Annotated in this window: 12 protein-coding genes; 8 read left to right on the top strand and 4 right to left on the bottom strand. The window is 69.1% G+C overall.

Features of this window, described 5'->3' with window-relative positions:
• Positions 1 to 121 precede the first annotated feature (121 nt).
• Both HV742_RS24315 and gabT read right to left on the bottom strand, forming a co-directional pair.
• On the bottom strand, positions 122 to 1,591 hold the full coding sequence (locus HV742_RS24315) for an NAD-dependent succinate-semialdehyde dehydrogenase (RefSeq protein WP_175146590.1): 1,470 nt from the start codon (positions 1,589 to 1,591) through the stop codon (positions 122 to 124).
• A 124-nt stretch (positions 1,592 to 1,715) separates the two neighbouring features.
• Positions 1,716 to 2,978 (bottom strand): 4-aminobutyrate--2-oxoglutarate transaminase, encoded by a 1,263-nt coding sequence (gene gabT, locus HV742_RS24310; RefSeq protein WP_175146589.1) that lies wholly within the window; start codon positions 2,976 to 2,978, stop codon positions 1,716 to 1,718.
• A gap of 95 nt (positions 2,979 to 3,073) precedes the next feature.
• Here gabT and pdxR point away from each other — a divergent pair, with 95 nt between their 5' ends.
• The gene (gene pdxR, locus HV742_RS24305) at positions 3,074 to 4,603 is read left to right on the top strand and encodes a MocR-like pyridoxine biosynthesis transcription factor PdxR (RefSeq protein ID WP_366617436.1); all 1,530 of its coding nucleotides are present in this window, start codon (positions 3,074 to 3,076) and stop codon (positions 4,601 to 4,603) included.
• Positions 4,604 to 4,748: 145 nt separating this feature from the next.
• On the opposite strand, the gene HV742_RS24300 is transcribed toward pdxR, so the two are convergent.
• On the bottom strand, positions 4,749 to 5,660 hold the full coding sequence (locus HV742_RS24300; RefSeq protein ID WP_054417289.1) for a DUF72 domain-containing protein: 912 nt from the start codon (positions 5,658 to 5,660) through the stop codon (positions 4,749 to 4,751).
• A 110-nt stretch (positions 5,661 to 5,770) separates the two neighbouring features.
• Between HV742_RS24300 and HV742_RS24295 the strand changes: the two genes are divergently transcribed.
• The 7 genes from HV742_RS24295 to HV742_RS24265 all read left to right on the top strand — a co-directional run bounded on the left by HV742_RS24295 (position 5,771) and on the right by HV742_RS24265 (position 16,323).
• A complete protein-coding gene (locus tag HV742_RS24295; protein ID WP_175146588.1) occupies positions 5,771 to 7,861 on the top strand; it encodes an ATP-dependent helicase in 2,091 nt (696 codons plus the stop codon).
• A gap of 124 nt (positions 7,862 to 7,985) precedes the next feature.
• A complete protein-coding gene (locus HV742_RS24290) occupies positions 7,986 to 8,996 on the top strand; it encodes a magnesium and cobalt transport protein CorA (RefSeq protein WP_054417291.1) in 1,011 nt (336 codons plus the stop codon).
• 102 nt (positions 8,997 to 9,098) lie between these two features.
• Positions 9,099 to 9,767 (top strand): thermonuclease family protein, encoded by a 669-nt coding sequence (locus HV742_RS24285; RefSeq protein ID WP_175146587.1) that lies wholly within the window; start codon positions 9,099 to 9,101, stop codon positions 9,765 to 9,767.
• A 139-nt stretch (positions 9,768 to 9,906) separates the two neighbouring features.
• Complete coding sequence (locus HV742_RS24280) at positions 9,907 to 12,144, top strand: ABC transporter substrate-binding protein (RefSeq protein ID WP_175146586.1); 2,238 nt, start codon at positions 9,907 to 9,909, stop codon at positions 12,142 to 12,144.
• A complete protein-coding gene (locus HV742_RS24275) occupies positions 12,141 to 13,118 on the top strand; it encodes an ABC transporter permease (protein ID WP_049072992.1) in 978 nt (325 codons plus the stop codon). The genes HV742_RS24280 and HV742_RS24275 overlap by 4 nt, the downstream gene beginning before the upstream one ends.
• Before the next feature lie 5 nt (positions 13,119 to 13,123).
• The gene (locus HV742_RS24270) at positions 13,124 to 14,632 is read left to right on the top strand and encodes an ABC transporter permease (RefSeq protein WP_059271848.1); all 1,509 of its coding nucleotides are present in this window, start codon (positions 13,124 to 13,126) and stop codon (positions 14,630 to 14,632) included.
• The gene (locus HV742_RS24265) at positions 14,629 to 16,323 is read left to right on the top strand and encodes an ABC transporter ATP-binding protein (protein WP_049072994.1); all 1,695 of its coding nucleotides are present in this window, start codon (positions 14,629 to 14,631) and stop codon (positions 16,321 to 16,323) included. Before HV742_RS24270 ends, HV742_RS24265 begins: the two co-directional genes overlap by 4 nt.
• 55 nt (positions 16,324 to 16,378) lie before the next feature.
• Here the strand turns inward: HV742_RS24265 and HV742_RS24260 are convergent, their stop codons facing one another.
• Positions 16,379 to 16,918, bottom strand: a complete 540-nt coding sequence (locus tag HV742_RS24260) for a MarR family winged helix-turn-helix transcriptional regulator (protein WP_053085997.1) — start codon at positions 16,916 to 16,918, stop codon at positions 16,379 to 16,381.
• Positions 16,919 to 16,935 lie beyond the last annotated feature (17 nt).

Below are 16,935 nucleotides of genomic sequence, written 5' to 3'. Positions count from 1 at the left end.
AAGGGGATTTTGCACCTGTGCAGGAGTTATCTGCCAGGTTGTCCACAATTCCTGGGGATAAACGGGACCGGAGCCCCGTTTATCTTCCCCCGGGCGGGCGCCCGGGGGAGGCGGGACGCGCTCAGGCGCCCAGGTCGACGCAGAGGTACTTGATCTCGAGGTATTCCTCGATGCCGTACTTCGAGCCTTCGCGGCCCAGGCCGGATTGCTTGACGCCGCCGAACGGGCCGACTTCGTTGGAGATCAGGCCGGTGTTGATGCCGACGATGCCGTATTCCAGCGCCTCCGACACGCGCCAGATGCGGGCGTAGTCGCGGGTGAAGAAGTAGGCGGCCAGGCCGAAGATGGTGTCGTTGGCCATGCCGATGACTTCTTCCTCGGACTCGAAGCGGAACAGCGGCGCCACCGGGCCGAAGGTTTCCTCGGTCGCGAAGCGCATCGACTGGGTCACGTCGCGCACCACGGTCGGCTCGAAGAAGGTGCCGCCCAGCGCGTGCGGCTTGCCGCCGGCGATGACCTTGGCGCCGTGCGCGGTGGCGTCGGCGATGTGCTCCTGCACCTTCTCGATGGCGTTGGCGTCGATCAGCGGGCCTTGCGTCACGCCGTCCTCGAAGCCGTCGCCGACCTTCATGGCGTTGACCTTGGCCACCAGGCGCTTGGCGACTTCCTCGTACACGCCGGCCTGCACGTAGATGCGGTTGGCGCAGACGCAGGTCTGGCCGGCGTTGCGGTACTTCGAGGCCAGGATGCCGTCGACCGCGCGGTCCAGGTCGGCGTCGTCGAACACGATGAAGGGCGCGTTGCCGCCCAGTTCCAGCGACAGCTTCTTGATGGTGGGGGCGCATTGCTCCATCAGCGTGCGGCCGACTTCGGTCGAGCCGGTGAAGCTCAGCTTGCGCACCACCTCGCTTTCGCACAGCGCCGCGCCGATGTCGCGCGAGCTGCCGGTGATGACGTGGAACACGCCGGCCGGCACGCCGGCTTCCTCGGCCAGCACCGCCAGCGCCAGCGCGGTCAGCGGCGTCTGCTGGGCCGGCTTGACCACCATGGTGCAGCCGGCGGCCAGGGCCGGGCCGACCTTGCGGGTGATCATGGCGGCGGGGAAGTTCCACGGCGTGATGGCGGCGGTGACGCCGATCGGCTGCTTGAGCGCCAGCAGGCGCTGGCCGGCCTTGGGGCTTTGCAGCACGTCGCCGTCGATGCGCTTGGCTTCCTCGGCGAACCACTCCAGGAACGAGGCGGCGTAGGCGATTTCACCGGCGGCCTCGGTCACGGGCTTGCCCTGTTCCGAGGTCATGATGGCGGCCAGGTCCTGCTGGTTCTGCATCATCAGCTGGGCCCATTTCAGCAGGATCACGGCGCGTTCCTTGCCGGTCTTGGCGCTCCAGGCGGGCAGGGCGGCCTGGGCGCTGGCGATGGCCTGCTCGGTCTCCTTGCGGCCCAGCTTGGGCACCGACACGATGGTCTTGCCGGTGGAGGGGTTGTCCACGGGGATCGACGGGCCGTTGCCGGCGGATACCCACTTGCCGTCGATGTAGCAGGCGTCGCGCAGCAGTTCGGGGCGCGACAGGGGATGGGTCAATGACGTCATTTGCAATAGTCTCCTATATAGGAACGCGGCCGCCGGGGCGGAACTGACGCGGGCGCAGCGGAAATCCGCTACGCCCGCAATCGCCGTGCCCGACGGCCGGAAAACCGGATGATCGGATTGGCGCTTAAGCGGCCAGCGACTCGGACAGGATGGCCAGCGCGCGATCGAACTGGGCGTCGGGGATGGTCAAGGGGTACAGGAAGCGCAGGACGTTGCCGTACACACCGCAGCTTAGCAAGATCAGGCCTTGCTCGATGGCGCGGGCCTGCACCTTCTTGACCGCCTCGGCGTCGGGCTTGCCGTTGGCGTCGTTCAGTTCCAGCGCCACCATCGAACCCAGGCCGCGCACATCGGCGATGCCCGGCACCTTGGCGCGCAGGCCCTCGAGGTGGGCGCGCAGCTTGTCGCCCAGTTGCACCGCGCGTTCGCACAGCTTTTCCTCGGCGATCACGTCCAGCACGGCGTGGGCCGCGGCCACCGCCAGCGGGTTGCCGGCATAAGTGCCGCCCAGGCCGCCCGCGGCCGGGCCGTCCATGACGTCGGCGCGGCCGACCACGCCCGAGATCGGGAAGCCGCCGCCCAGGCTCTTGGCCATGGTGATCAGGTCGGCCTGCACCGAGTGGTGCTCCATGGCGAACAGCTTGCCGGTGCGGCCGAAGCCGGTCTGCACTTCGTCGGCGATCAGCAGGATGCCGTGCTCGTCGCAGAGCTTGCGCAGGGCCACCATCAGTTCGGGCGGGGTGATGTTGAAGCCGCCTTCGCCCTGCACCGGTTCGATGATGATCGCGGCGACGCGCTTGGGATCGATATCGACCTTGAACAGCAGGTCCAGCGCCTTGAGCGAGTCGGCCACGGTGATGGACTGCGTGCCGTTGGGGAACGGCACGTGGTAGATGTCGCCCGGCATCGGGCCGAACGACAGCTTGTAGGGGGCGACCTTGCCGGTCAGCGCCATGCCCAGCATGGTGCGGCCGTGGAACGAGCCCGAGAAGGCGATGACGCCCGAACGGCCGGTGGCCGAGCGTGCGATCTTGATGGCGTTTTCAACGGCTTCGACGCCGGTGGTGAAGAAGGCGGACTTCTTCAGTCCGTCGATCGGGGCCAGGCGGTTGATGCGCTCGGCCAGCGAGACGTAGCCTTCGTACGGCACGATCTGGTAGGCCGTGTGGGTGAAGTTGTCGAGCTGGGCGCTGACGGCGGCCTTGACCTTGGGGTGCAGGTGGCCGGTGTTCAGCACCGCGATGCCGCCCGCGAAATCGATGTATTCCTTGCCGTTGGCGTCCCACAGCGTGGCGTTCTCGGCGCGCACGGCATAGAAGTCGCACATGACGCCGACGCCGCGCGGCGTGGCCAGGGAACGGCGGGTATTCAGATCCTGATTCTTCATCTCAGCCTCGGATGGCAAGTGGGCGGTAAACCCTTACTTTAATGCTACTATGGCCCCATTTGTGGGAACCACTTTTATAAATCAGGTAGAACCAATTGCGGTCCATCGTTGGAGACTTGCTGCAGCTGCGCCTGGCCGATGCCGCGGGCGGGCCGATGAACAAGCGGCTGTACCATGGTATCCGCGAGGCCATCCTGGATGGTTCGATTGCCGCCGACTCGCGCCTGCCGGCCTCGCGCGACCTGGCGGCCGAACTCGGCATCGCGCGCAACACCGTGGTGCACGTCTACGGCCAGTTGCTGGCCGAAGGCTATACCCGCAGCCTGCAGGGCAATGGCACCTTCGTCAATGCCTCGCAGCCCGACTCCTACCTGGCCAGCGGCCGCCAGTCGCGCCGCGCGCCGCCGCCGCAGCAGCGTCCGGCGCTGTCGGCCCGGGGCGCGGCCATTGTCGACGGCGTGTCGGCCTCGCCCTACCAATGGGGTGCCTTCATGCCGGGAGTGCCCGACCTGACCGAATTCCCGCACAAGAAGTTCGGCCGCATCTTTTCCGCGCTCTGGCGCAACCCCACCCCCGATCTGCTGACCTATGCCTACGGCGGCGGCCTGCCGGCGCTGCGCGAGGCGCTGGCCCAGCACCTGGCGCTGACGCGCTCGATCGACTGCGACCCCGACCAGATCCTCATCACCGAAGGCTCGCACCAGGCCATTGACCTGGCCACCCGCATCCTGGGCGAAGCGGGCGAGACCGCCTGGGTCGAGGACCCGGGCTACTGGGGCGCGCGCACGGTGCTGCAGGCCAATGGATTGCGCACGGTGCACCTGCCGGTCGACGAGGAAGGCATGCGGCTGCCGGATCCGGATGCCGCGCCCGCCGTGGCGCCGCCGCGCTTCATCTTCGTGACGCCGTCGCACCAGTATCCGCTGGGGCCGGTGATGTCGCTGGCGCGGCGCCGCCAGCTGCTGGCGGTGGCGCGCCAGCATGGCAGCTGGATCATCGAGGACGACTACGACAGCGAGTTCCGTTTCTCGGGCCGGCCCATTGCCTCGCTGCTGGGCCTGGAGCCGGACGCGCCCGTGATCTACATGGGCACCTTCAGCAAGACGCTGTATCCGGGCCTGCGGGTCGGCTACCTGGTGCTGCCCAAGCCGCTGACCGCGGCGTTCCAGGCGGCCCACGCCGAGCTCTACCGCGAAGGCCACCTGATGACGCACGCGGCGCTGGCCACCTTTATCGCCGAGGGCCACTACGCCGCCCACATCCGCCGCATGCGCATGCTGTATGGCCGGCGCCGCGCCATGCTGGTCAACCTGATCGAACGCCGCCTGGGGCCCGAGTGGCTGCATCGCGACGCCAGCCTGGCCGGCCTGCACCTGGTGCTGACTTTGCCGCCGCATATGGACGACCTGCGGGTGGTCGAAGTGGCCCGCCGCAAGGGCGTGCTGACGCGCCCGCTGTCGCGCTACTACGTCGGCGCCGAAGGCCGCCGGCCCGGCCTGCTGCTGGGTTATGCCTGTGTGCCTGAGCACGACATCGCGCGCAAGTTCGAGGTGCTGCTGGAAAGCCTGGCCGAGGTGGCGCGCACGACGCCGGCCGCGCCGGCGGTCGCCGCGCAGCCGGCCTGACGCGGGCGGTCAAGGCTGGCCGCGCGGCACGGGCCTTGACCGCCGTTGGCGGGATGCCGGCGCCTGCCGCCTGAGCGCCGCGATCCCCCGGTCCGAGCGCCGCGATCCCCCCGTCCGAGCGCCGCGATCCCCCGGCCCGAACGCCTCAACCCGGGCGGTCCTGTCCACCGCCCAGCGCCGCCGCGAAGGCCGCGGCGTTGCGCATGCCCTGGTCCTCGAAGTTGGTGTTGAACACCGCGTGCGCCTGCCCGCTCTGGCGGGCCAGCTCCTGGAAGCGGCGCGCCAGTTCGGCCAGCTCGGCCTCGGAGTATTCATACTGGAAACGCCCGGACGAGGCGGCGCCGTTGGCGTTCCAGGTGGCCGCGTTGCGCCCGTGCAGGCGAAGCAGTGTCAGGTCGGGGTGGGTGCAGGCCCACACCGGCGGCACGCTGTTGTCGAAGCCCTGGGGCGCGTCCACCACCGTGTGGACCACGCCCAGTTCCCGTTCGAACGCCAGCGTGGCGTCCGTGGCGGCGGCTGATTCGAACCAGCCGCGATGGCGGAACTCGACCGACAGCAGGTGTTCCGGCAGGCGCCGCGCGCATTCGGCCACCAGGGCGTGGCCGCGCGCGTCGCGCCGTATCCAGGGCGGGAACTGGAAGTGCACCGCGCCCAGCTTGCCGGCCATGCGCAGGGGTTCCAGCGCCAGCGTGTAGCGGCGCCAGAGCTCGTCGCGCAGGTCGTCGGGCATGGCGTGGTGGTAGATGACGGGCTCGGGCCAGTCGGCCAGCTCGCGGCGGATGTCGGCGGGCAGCGAGGCCAGCGGCGTCTGGTGGCCGGTGAAGAGGCGGTAGGCCTTGATATTGAAGACGAAATCGTCGGGCGTGCGCTGCGCCCACAGGTAGGCGTTGTCGGCGCTGGGCAGGGCGTAGTAGCTGGAATCGACCTCGGCCAGCCTGAAGCGGGTGGCGTAGAAGCGCAGCCGGGATTGGGCGTCGTGCGCCTCGCGCGGGTAGAAGCGGCCGCACGCCAGCAGCGTGGGATCGGTCCAGGAAGCGGTGCCGGCAAGCAGGCGCATGGCGAAAACAGGCGTATCGGGAGCGGGGGGCGATGCGGTTATGATACCTGGATATATCCCCAGGTATCGGGCCGTGCCGACCGCGCCCGCCGCCGACCATTCCACGCCCCATGTCCGACCAGAATTCCGCCCACCCGTCCAGCCGTCCCGATCCCCTGGCCGACCTCAACCCCGCCCAGCGCGAGGCCGCCGAATTCGGCGTCGGCGGCGCGGGCGACGACGGCCCGCTGCTGGTGATCGCCGGCGCCGGCTCGGGCAAGACCAACACCCTGGCGCACCGCGTTGCCCACCTGATCCTGAACGGCGCCGATCCGCAGCGCATGCTGCTGCTGACCTTCTCGCGCCGCGCCGCCCAGGAAATGGAGCGCCGCGTCGGCAGCGTGCTGCAGCGGGTCATGAACCTGCGCGGCACCCAGCAGGCGCCGTCGCTGCCGTGGGCCGGCACCTTTCACGCCATCGGCGCGCGCCTGCTGCGCGACTGCGCCCAGCGCATCGGCCTGTCCGAAGCCTTCACCATTCACGACCGCGGCGACGCCGAGGACCTGATGGGCATGGTGCGGCACGAACTGGGCCTGTCGTCCACCAAGTCGCGCTTTCCGCTCAAGGGCACCTGCCTGGCGATCTACTCGCGCGTGGTCAACAGCCAGACGCCGGTGGCCGACGTGCTGCACGCCACCTTCCCGTGGTGCGCGCAATGGGAGGACGAACTCAAGAACCTGTTCCGCGCCTACGTCGCCGCCAAGCAGGACCAGCAGGTGCTCGACTACGACGACCTGCTGCTGTACTGGGCCGAGATGATGGGCGACGCGGCCATCGCCGCCGACGTCGGCGCGCGCTTCGACCATGTGCTGGTGGACGAATACCAGGACACCAACCGGCTGCAGGCCGCCATCCTGCTGGCCATGAAGCCCGACGGCCGCGGCCTGACCGTGGTGGGCGACGACGCCCAGTCGATCTATTCGTTCCGCGCCGCCACGGTGCGCAACATCCTCGACTTTCCGGCGCAGTTCCCGCGGCCGGCGCGGGTCATCACGCTGGACCGCAACTACCGCTCGACCCAGCCCATCCTGAACGCCTCCAACGCCGTCATCGGCCTGGCGGCCGAGCGCTATGCCAAGGATCTCTGGAGCGACCGGCCATCGTCGCAGCTGCCCGAGCTGGTCACCGTCAGCGACGAGGCCGGCCAGGCCCGCTGGGTGGCCGACCAGGTGCTGGCGCAGCGCGAGGGCGGCGCCACGCTCAAGTCGCAGGCGGCGCTGTTCCGCACCTCCAGCCACAGCGCCGCGCTGGAATTGGAGCTGACCCGGCGCAACATTCCTTTCGTCAAGTTCGGCGGCCTGCGCTTTTTGGAGGCGGCGCACGTCAAGGACCTGTTGTCGCTGCTGCGCTGGGCCGAGAACCCGCGCGGGCGCATGGCGGGGTTCCGCGTGGCGCAACTGCTGCCCGGCATCGGCCCGGCCACCGCCGGCAAGCTGATGGACGCCATGGCGCAATCGGCCGAGCCGCTGCGCGCGCTGCGCGAGTTCAAGCCGGGCGCGGCGGCGCAGGCGGAGTGGGGCGCGTTCGCCGACACCTACGCGGCCCTGGCCGACCCCAAGCTGCGCTGGCCGGCCGACGTCGACCTGGCGCTGCGCTGGTACGCCGGCCAGCTCGAACGGCTGTACGACGATGCGCGCGTGCGCAAGACCGACCTGGACCAACTGGTGCGCATTGCCGCCGGCTACCCGTCGCGCGAGCGCTTCCTGACCGAACTGACGCTGGACCCGCCCGACGCCACCAGCGACGAATCCGGCGCGCCCTCGCGCGACGAGGACTACATGATCCTGTCCACCATCCACTCGGCCAAGGGCCAGGAATGGAAGGCGGTCTATGTGCTGAACGTGGTCGACGGCTGTATCCCGTCCGACATGAGCACTGGCACCGCCGAAGAGATCGAGGAAGAAAGGCGTCTGCTGTACGTGGCCATGACGCGCGCCAAGGAACGCCTGCAACTGATCGTGCCGCAGCGCTTCTACGTGCACCAGCAGACCGGCATGGGCGACCGCCACGTCTACGGCTCGCGCACCCGCTACATCACCAACGCCATGCTGCCGCTGTTCGACCACCTGCCCAAGCTGCCGGACCTGCCGGCGCGCGAGGCCAAGGCGCCGCAGGCGCCGAGCGTGGACGTGGCCAAGCGCGTGCGCAACCTGTTCGCGTAGGGCGCGTTCGCCGGGGCTCGGACCCCGCGCGCACGCCGCCGCGCGGCGGCGCCGGTGGGCTATCATCGGCCGATACGCTGGATATACGCTGCACCCGCAGGGCTCGCATCGCCAAAGGATGTCTATGTCTACCGAAGCAACCGCCGCCGTCGCCGCGCCGCCCCAGGGCGAAGTCGTGGCCTCCATCGCCTATGTGAACGGCCGGCGCGACCACGAGGTGCCCATCGAGGAGGTGGGCAAGCACGTCGATCCCAAGCACGGCATGGTGTGGATCGGCCTGCGCAATCCCAGCCCCGAACGGCTGGCCGACGTCGTCAACCAGCTGGGCGCCTGCGACAAGAACCAGGAAGAGATGCTGGAGTCGCACCGCCGGCCCAAGATCATCGACTACGGCAACATGGTGCTGATCGTCGTCATCACCGTCGAGGTCGAGGCCGAGCGGCCCATCTTCGGCGAGACCCAGTTCCTGATCGGCGAGGGCTTTCTGGTCACGGTGCGGCGCGGCGCCACCGCCGGCCACAGCCCCTTGCGCGAACGGCTGGAGTCCTCGCCCGACCTGCTCAAGCGCGGCAGCGACTACGTCGCCTCCGAACTGCTGGACTGGCTGGTGGACCGCTACGTGGTGGCGGCCGGCAAGATCGAATCGGTGGTCGAGGGCGCCGAGCAGAAGCTGCTGATCCGCGGCGCCAAGGACGCCGACATCCGCAGGCTGTACCGCCAGCGCCGCGACCTCCTGCGCATCCACACCGTGGTGTCGCCGCTGGCCGAGATCTGCCGCCGCCTGGCGCGGGTCGAGATGTCGGCGGTCGATGAACACGCCCGGCCGTATTTCGGCGAGGTGGCCGACCGCGTGCTGCGGGTCGACGAACTGTTCAATGCGCTGCGCGAGTCGCTGGCCTTCGCGTTCGAAGCCAGCCTGATGATCGGCCAGGCGGCGCAGAACGACACCACCCGCAAGCTGGCCTCCTGGGCCGCCATCCTGGCGGTGCCCACGGCCATTGCCGGCATCTATGGCATGAACTTCAAGTTCATGCCCGAGCTGGAATCGCCGTTCGGCTATCCGGTCACGCTGGGCGTGATCGCGTCGGTCTGTTCGTTCCTGTACTGGCGTTTCCGCAAGTCGGGCTGGCTGTAGCGCAACGCCCGCCGGCAGTGTGACGACGGCGACGCACTTTGCCGCGCGGCGCCGGCGCGGCTGTGGCAAACTGCCTGCGTTTTCCCCTCAGGAGCCCGGCCCGTGCGCGGCAATTCCCCCTTTCGCGGCGGCAGCAAGCTGACCGCCCTCATCGTCGCCCTGATCCTGGCGGCGGCGGGCGCCATCGTCAACTGGCTGCAGCCTTCCCGGCAGGGGGGCGAACGCCTCGCCGAACGTCCCGGCGCGGGCGCGCCGGCGTCGCCCGGCAAGGCCGGCGCGGCCCTGGCCGGCGGCGTCCCCGCCGGCAGCTATACCCTGACCGGCATGATCGTCAACGTGGCGGACGGCGACACCGTGACGCTGCGCGCGCCCGACGGCCAGCGCCGCATCCGCATGGACAGCATCGACGCGCCCGAAGAAGGCCATGGCGCCGACCAGCCCGGGCAGCCCTACGCCGAGGCCGCGCGCCAGCACCTGGCCAGCCTGGTGGCCGGCAAGACCCTGACCGCCCAGTGCTACGAAAAGGACCAGTATGGCCGCGACGTCTGCGCGCTGATCCTGGAAGACGGCCGCTCGGCCAACCGGCTGCAGGTCGAGGCTGGCTACGCCTGGGCCTACACCGCGCGCCAGGGCGATTACCTGCACGACAAGGCCATGCCCGACCTGCAGCGCCAGGCCAAGGCCGCCGGCCGCGGCCTGTGGGCCGGCAAGGACCCGATGCAGCCCTGGAAGTGGCGCTACGACTGCTGGCGCCAGCGCCAGTGCGGCTGATCGCCGCGGGCCGGCGGGGGTAATCCGTCCTGCTGTGCGCGGGGATCCGCCCCGGCAAGTTCCCTAGGGGGATGCCAGGGTACTGGGGCGGATGCACCTTTGCTATTCTCTGTCGCACTGAATAGAAGGAAAGGTTTCCATGCGTGCTTTGATGCGGCTCTGGGCGGCGGCCATGATGCTGTTGCTGGCGTTGGCGGGCTGCTCCCGGGAGGGCAGTCCCATCAACAGCCCCTATCCGGCGGGCGCCGAAAGCCAGAACACGCTGTATTCCGCCTTCGTCAAGCGTTCCCCCAAGTACCTGGATCCGGCCAGTTCTTATTCCGGCGATGAAACGCCTTATACCTACAACATCTATGAGACGCTGTATGGCTACCACTACCTCAAGCGGCCCTACGAACTGATCCCGCGCGCCGCGGCCTCGATCGACCCGCCGGTCTACCTGGATGCGCAGGGCAAGGTGCTGCCGGCCGACGCGCCGGGCGAGCAGATCGCCGAAAGCGTCTACGACATCAAGATCAAGCCCGGCATGCGTTTCGCGCCGCACCCGGCCTTCGCCCGCAAGACCGATGGCAGCTACGACTACTTCCCGATCGCGCCGGAGGACCTGGCCGACAAGTACGCCATCCCCGATTTCCCGCGCACCGGCACCCGCGAACTCACCGCCGACGATTACGTCTACGCCTTCCGCCGCCTGGCCAGCCCGCGCGTGGTGTCGCCCATCTATTCGCTGATGGCCGAATACGTCAGCGGCCTCAAGGAATATGGCGACCGCCTGCGCGAGCGCGACAAGGCGCTGCGCCGCGACCTGCCGGGCGGGGCGGGCGCCTCGTGGCTGGACCTGCGCGAGGCCGACGGCTTCACCGGCGTGCAGGCGCTCGACCCGCACACGCTGCGCATCCGCGTCAACGGCAAGTACCCGCAGTTCAAGTACTGGCTGGCCATGACCTTCACCGCGCCCGTGCCCTGGGAGGCCGACCGCTTCTACAACCAGCCCGGCATGGCCGAGCACGACCTGTCGCTCAACACCTGGCCGGTCGGCACCGGCCCCTACATGCTGGCCGAGTCGCTGCAGAACCGTCGCCACGTGCTGGCGCGCAATCCCAACTTCCACGGCGAGCCCTATCCCTGCGAAGGCGAGCCGGGCGACCGCGCCGCCGGCCTGCTGGACGATTGCGGCAAGCCCACGCCGTTCATCGACCGCGCCGTCTTCAGCGTCGAGAAGGAAGCCATTCCGCTGACCGGCAAGTTCATGCAGGGCTATTACGACATGCCGCAGATCGAGCGCGGCGAGTACGGCGTGGCCATGCTGGTGGCCGCCGGCGACAGCCAGGACAAGGCGCGCAAGTACGCCGAGCACGGCATTCGCCTGCCCACCACGGTCGAGACCGCCAACTGGTACATGGGCTTCAACTGGCTCGATCCGGTGGTGGGCAAGGGCGACACGCCCGAGCAGGCCGAGAAGAACCGCAAGCTGCGCCAGGCCATCAGCATCGCCTTCGACTGGGAAGAATACGTGGCGGTGTTCGAGAACAGCCAGGCCTCGGTGGCCTACGGCCCGGTGCCGCCCGGCGTGCTGGGCTACCGCGAACCGCCCGAGGGCGTGAACCCGGTGGTCTACGACCTGATCGATGGCAAGCCGGTGCGCAAGCCGATCGAGGTGGCGCGCAAGCTGCTGGCCGAGGCCGGCTACCCCGACGGCCGCAACGCCGTGACCGGCGCGCCGCTGGTGCTGTACTACGACTCCATGACGGGCGGCGGTTCCAACCCGCAGTTCGACTGGATGCGGCGGCAGATGGCCAAGCTCGGCGTGCAGATGGACGTGCGCTCGACCGACTACAACCGCTTCCAGGACAAGATGCGGCGCGGGTCGGCGCAGATCTTCCTGTGGGGCTGGAACGCCGACTACCCCGACGCCGAGAACTTCCTGTTCCTGCTGTACGGCCCCAACGCCAAGGCCAAGGGCGGCGGCGAGAACGCCGCCAACTACGACAGCCCCGAATACGACAAGCTGTTCGAGCAGATGAAATTCCTGGACGACGGCCCCGAAAAGGAAGCCCTGATCCAGCGCATGGTCGCCATCGTGCAGCGCGACGCGCCGTGGATGTTCGGCTACTTCCCGATGTCCGGCGGCGCCTATCAGCAGTGGGTCGGCAACGCCAAGCCGACCCAGATGGTGCGCAACACGCTGCAGTACATGAAGATCGACCCGGTCCTGCGCGAACGCAAGATCGACGAGTGGAATTCCCCCATCTGGTGGCCGGTGGGCCTGTTCGCGCTGCTGATCGCGCTGGCGATCTGGCCGTCGTACGTGGCGCTCAAGCGGCGCGAGCGGCAGACCGCCTTCGCCCAGGCTTCCCGCAAGGAGCATCAATCATGATCGGCTACGTCATCCGCCGGCTGCTGTACGGCGTGCTGATTCTGATCGGCGTGAACCTCTTCACCTTCATCCTGTTTTTCGCCGTCAACACGCCCGACGACATGGCGCGCCTGGCCATCGGCGGGCAGCGCATCAGCCAGGACGCGGTCGAGAAATGGAAGGTCGAGCACGGCTACGACAAACCGCTGTTCTACAACGGCCAGGCCAAGGGCACGGCGCAACTGACCGACACCGTGTTCTACCAGCGCTCGGTGCCGCTCCTGGCGATGGACTTCGGCGCGTCCGACGGCGGCCGCGACATCGGCCGCGAGATCCAGACCCGCATGGGCCCGAGCCTGGCGCTGGCGGTGCCGACCTTCTTCCTGGGGTTGTTCGCCAGCATCGTGTTTTCATTGACGCTGGTGTATTTCCGCGCCACCCGGCTGGATTTCTGGGGCGTGGTGCTGTGCGTGATATTGCTGTCGATCTCCAGCCTGTTCTACATCATCGCCGGCCAGTGGATGTTCGCCAAGCTGCTGCGGCTGGTGCCGTTCTCCGGCTTCGAGGGCGGGCTGGACATGGTCAAGTTCCTGGCCCTGCCGGTGCTGGTGGCGATCGTCTCGCGGCTGGGCCCCGAGGCGCGCTTCTACCGCACCCTGTTCCTGGAGGAAATCGGCAAGGACTACGTGCGCACCGCCCGCGCCAAGGGGCTGGCCGAGCGCGTGGTGCTGCTGCGCCACGTGCTGCGCAATGCCATGCTGCCGATCCTGACCAGCACCGTCGCGGCCTTGCCGCTGCTGTTCATGGGCAGCCTGATCGCCGAGTCGTTCTTCGGCATCCCGGGCCTGGGCAGCTACACCATCGACGCCATCAACGCGCAGGATTTCTCCATCGTGCGCGCCATGGTGTTCCTGGGCGCGTCGCTGTACATCGTGGGGCTGATCCTGGCCGACATTTCCTACACGCTGGCTGACCCCCGCGTCCGTTTCGAGTAGCCGCCATGCCCAAGTTCGTATTCCTCTGGACCGACATCGCGCTGTGGCTCATGGTGCTGGGCGCGCTGGCCTATGCCTGGCACGTGCGGCGCAGCCCGAACCTGCGCGCGACCTGGGCGCGGGTGGCGCGCGACACGCCGGCGATGTGCTCGGCCGTGGTGCTGGCGGCGTTCGCGCTGGTCGGCCTGCTCGATTCCGTCCACTACCGGCCGCAGTTGCCGCCCGCGCCGGGCGCGGCGGCCGACGCCGCCCCGGTCTACGCGCCGGCGGTCAAGTCGGCGCTGGACGGCCTGCTGGGCGGCAGCGTGCTGACCCAGCCCGAGAAGACCTATTCCAGCCCGCTGGCGGTGCGCCAGTTCACCAAGGAGACCCTGCTGGTCGACGACAAGCCGGTGCGCGACTTCCCGCGGCTGCGGGCGGCCGGCACGCACCTGGCCGATCCTGATCGTGACCACCTGGGCGACGTCTCTTACCGCCTCGGCCTGGGGCTCGCGGCGGGGCTGGCCGTGTCGTTGGTCGGCGCCGGCCTGCTGTTCGCCTGCCTGGCGCGGCGCGGCGGCGCATCGGCCGCGGCAGAGGCTCTTCTGGGCGGGCGCGCCGAGGTGCCGTGGCGCGCCATGGCCATCACCTTCACCCTGCTGTGCCTGGTGGCGGGGGCGCTGGCCGGGCTGTCCAGCGGCTACCACGCCCTGGGCACCGACCGCATCGGCAACGACGTGCTGTGGCAGGCGCTCAAGAGCATCCGCACCGCGCTCGTCATCGGCAGCCTGACCACGCTCGCCATGCTGCCGCCGGCCATCATCTTCGGCATCGCGGCCGGCTATTTCAAGGGCAGGGTGGACGACGCCATCCAGTATCTCTACACCACCATCACCTCGATCCCGGGCGTGCTGCTGGTGGCCGCCTGCGCCCTGATGATGCAGGTCTATATCGACAACCACGCCGACCTGTTCGACACCTCGGCGGCGCGCGCCGACCTGCGCCTGTTCCTGTTGTGCATGATCCTCGGCTTCACCGGCTGGGCCGGCCTGTGCCGCCTGCTGCGCGCCGAGACCCTCAAGCTGCGCGAGCTGGAATACGTGCAGGCCGCGCGCGCCTTCGGCGTATCGCACTGGCGCATCATGACGCGCCACCTGCTGCCCAACGTTGCCCATCTGGTGCTGATCACCGTGGTGCTGGAATTCTCCGGGCTGGTGCTGTACGAGGCGGTGCTGTCGTACCTGGGCATCGGCGTCGATCCCAGCATGAATTCGTTCGGCTCGATGATCGATGGCGCCCGCCTCGAAATGTCGCGCGATCCCATGATCTGGTGGAACCTGATGACCGCGTTTCTCTTCATGCTGGCGCTGGTGCTGGCCGCCAACCTGTTCGCCGATGCGGTGCGCGACGCCTTCGACCCGCGCACCCGCCGCTACAAGCCGGGCCGCGTGCCCGGCACGGGCTGGTTCGGCCGCCGTCCGGGCGCCGCGCTGGCGGCCGATGCCCGCGCGGCCAAGCCGGGAGACACGCCATGAGCCAGGACCTCCGCCAGGACTCGCCCTTGCTGGCCGTGCAGGGCCTGGACGTGGACATTGCCGGCGACAGCGGCATCACGCACGCGGTCAAGCGCCTGCAACTGGCGATTTCGCAGCGCGAGACCTTCGCCCTGGTGGGCGAGTCCGGCTGCGGCAAGAGCATGACCGCGCTGGCGCTGCTGCGCCTGCTGCCGGATGCCGGGCGCATCGTCGGCGGCCAGATCGACCTGGATGGCGAAGACCTCAACCGCCTGCCCGAAAGCGCCATGCGCGGCGTGCGCGGCGGCCGCATCGGCATCATCTTCCAGGAACCGTCCACCAGCCTGAACCCGGTCATGCGGGTCGGCGACCAGATCATCGAGACGCTGGTGGCGCACACGCCGCTGCGCGGCGCCGCGGCGCGGGCGCGCGCCATCGACTGGCTGCGGCGGGTCGGCATCCCCGAGCCCGAGCGGCGCGTGGACGATTACCCGTTCCAGTTCTCCGGCGGGCAGAAGCAGCGTGTCATGATCGCCATTGCGCTGGCGGCGGAGCCCTTGCTGCTGATCGCCGACGAGCCCACCACCGCGCTCGACGTCACCGTGCAGGCACAGGTGCTGGACCTGCTGGCCGACATCCAGCGCGAGATCGGCATGGCGGTGCTGCTCATCACCCATGACCTGGCGGTGGTGCGCAACGTCGCCCACCACGTGGCCCTGATGCGCGGCGGCGAGATCGTCGAAAGCGCCAGCGCCGAGGAATTCTTCCGCGCGCCCAAGCACCCTTACGCGCGCCAGTTGTTCGACGCCATTCCCACCTTCGAGAAGCGCGGCGCGCCGCTCAGCGAGGGCGGCCGCGCCGCCCAGGGAGCGGAAGGCGCCAGGCGCCGGCCGCGCGAGCCCGGCGTGGTGCTGGACGTGCAGGACCTGAAGGTGCACTACCCGGTGCGCAAGGGCCCGTTGCGGCGGGTGGCCGCGTGGGTCAAGGCGGTCGACGGCGTGACCTTCACGCTGCGCGCCGGCGAAACCCTGGCGCTGTTGGGCGAGTCCGGTTGCGGCAAGACCACCACCGGCAAGGCGCTGCTACGCCTGATCGACGGCGCCCGCATTTCGGGGCGCGCGATGCTGCAGGGGCAGGATCTGCTGACCGCCGATCGGGCCCGGCTGCAGCGCTTGCGGCAGGACATCCAGATCGTGTTCCAGGATCCCTACGCCTCGCTCGATCCGCGCATGCGGGTCGGCGACATTCTCGACGAGGGCCTGGAATCGCTGCGCCGCGGCATGGGCGCGCAGGAGCGCCGCGACCGCGCCGCGCGGCTGGTCGAGCGCGTCGGCCTGCCGGCCAACACGCTGGCGCGCTATCCGCACGAGTTTTCGGGCGGCCAGCGCCAGCGCATCGCCATTGCGCGCGCGTTGGCGGTCGAGCCCAAGGTGCTGATCTGCGACGAGCCGACCTCGGCGCTGGACGTATCGGTGCAGGCGCAGATCCTGGATCTGCTGCGCGAGCTGCAGGACGAGCTCGGCATCGCCTACCTGTTCATCACGCACAACTTCGGCGTGGTCGAGTACCTGGCCGACCGCATCGCGGTGATGGACGGCGGCCGCATCGTCGAGTTGGGCGAGGCCGATGCGGTGTTGCACGCGCCGCGCCAGGACATGACGCGCCGGTTGCTGGAAGCGGTGCCGCGGCTTCAATTCGGCGCGCCCCAATGAAAACCGCGCCCGGATCCTCGCGGATCGGGGCGCGGCGAGCCTGTCGCGCGGGCGCTCAGTCGTGGGCGTTGCGGGTTTCCAGCCAGACCAGCGTGTCGTGCCTCAGGGCGCGCACGCATTGCGCCAGGAAGGCATGCACCACCTCCAGCTCGCCGGCGTCGTAGCGCCGGGCCATCAACACCACCGCCTCGGCCACCCACTGGCGTTCCTGGGCCAGTTGCTGGCATTGCTCCTCGACCGGCCGGATCACGATCATGCGGCGGTCCAGCGGGTGGCGGCCCCGTTGCACATATCCGGCCGCTTCCAGCCGGTTGATCAGGGCGGTGGCGCCGCCGGAGCTGATGCCCATCAGCTGGGCCAGCTGGCCGGTGGGGAGGGCATCGAACTCCATCACCAGTTCCAGCGCTTTCAGATCCGCCAGGGGGATACCCAGTTTCTCCGCCAGGGCCGACTGGCACGCCGCGTTGTACACGGCGAACTGCCGGCCCAGCATCAGGGCGATGTCGTCAAGCATTCCGGGCCGCAGATCATTATTGCGAGATTCAGGCATCACGGTCACATGCTCGTGGTGGACGATGGTTTCTTGTTGCAGCATGGCGTCGCTCCCTCACG

It is taken from the genome of Achromobacter ruhlandii (assembly GCF_902859695.1).
Taxonomy (GTDB): Bacteria; Pseudomonadota; Gammaproteobacteria; order Burkholderiales; family Burkholderiaceae_B; genus Achromobacter; species Achromobacter ruhlandii.
This window is presented reverse-complemented; position numbering and strand designations above follow the sequence as displayed.

Bases quoted from the DNA above. Each gene is read 5' to 3' on its own strand.
- HV742_RS24290 (WP_054417291.1), top strand. From the start codon at position 7,986: ATGTCTACCGAAGCAACCGCCGCCGTCGCCGCGCCGCCCCAGGGCGAA.
- HV742_RS24265 (WP_049072994.1), top strand. From the start codon at position 14,629: ATGAGCCAGGACCTCCGCCAGGACTCGCCCTTGCTGGCCGTGCAGGGC.
- HV742_RS24295 (WP_175146588.1), top strand. From the start codon at position 5,771: ATGTCCGACCAGAATTCCGCCCACCCGTCCAGCCGTCCCGATCCCCTG.
- HV742_RS24315 (WP_175146590.1), bottom strand. From the start codon at position 1,591: ATGACGTCATTGACCCATCCCCTGTCGCGCCCCGAACTGCTGCGCGAC.
- HV742_RS24280 (WP_175146586.1), top strand. From the start codon at position 9,907: ATGCGTGCTTTGATGCGGCTCTGGGCGGCGGCCATGATGCTGTTGCTG.
- HV742_RS24300 (WP_054417289.1), bottom strand. From the start codon at position 5,660: ATGCGCCTGCTTGCCGGCACCGCTTCCTGGACCGATCCCACGCTGCTG.
- HV742_RS24275 (WP_049072992.1), top strand. From the start codon at position 12,141: ATGATCGGCTACGTCATCCGCCGGCTGCTGTACGGCGTGCTGATTCTG.
- HV742_RS24260 (WP_053085997.1), bottom strand. From the start codon at position 16,918: ATGCTGCAACAAGAAACCATCGTCCACCACGAGCATGTGACCGTGATG.
- HV742_RS24270 (WP_059271848.1), top strand. From the start codon at position 13,124: ATGCCCAAGTTCGTATTCCTCTGGACCGACATCGCGCTGTGGCTCATG.
- gabT (WP_175146589.1), bottom strand. From the start codon at position 2,978: ATGAAGAATCAGGATCTGAATACCCGCCGTTCCCTGGCCACGCCGCGC.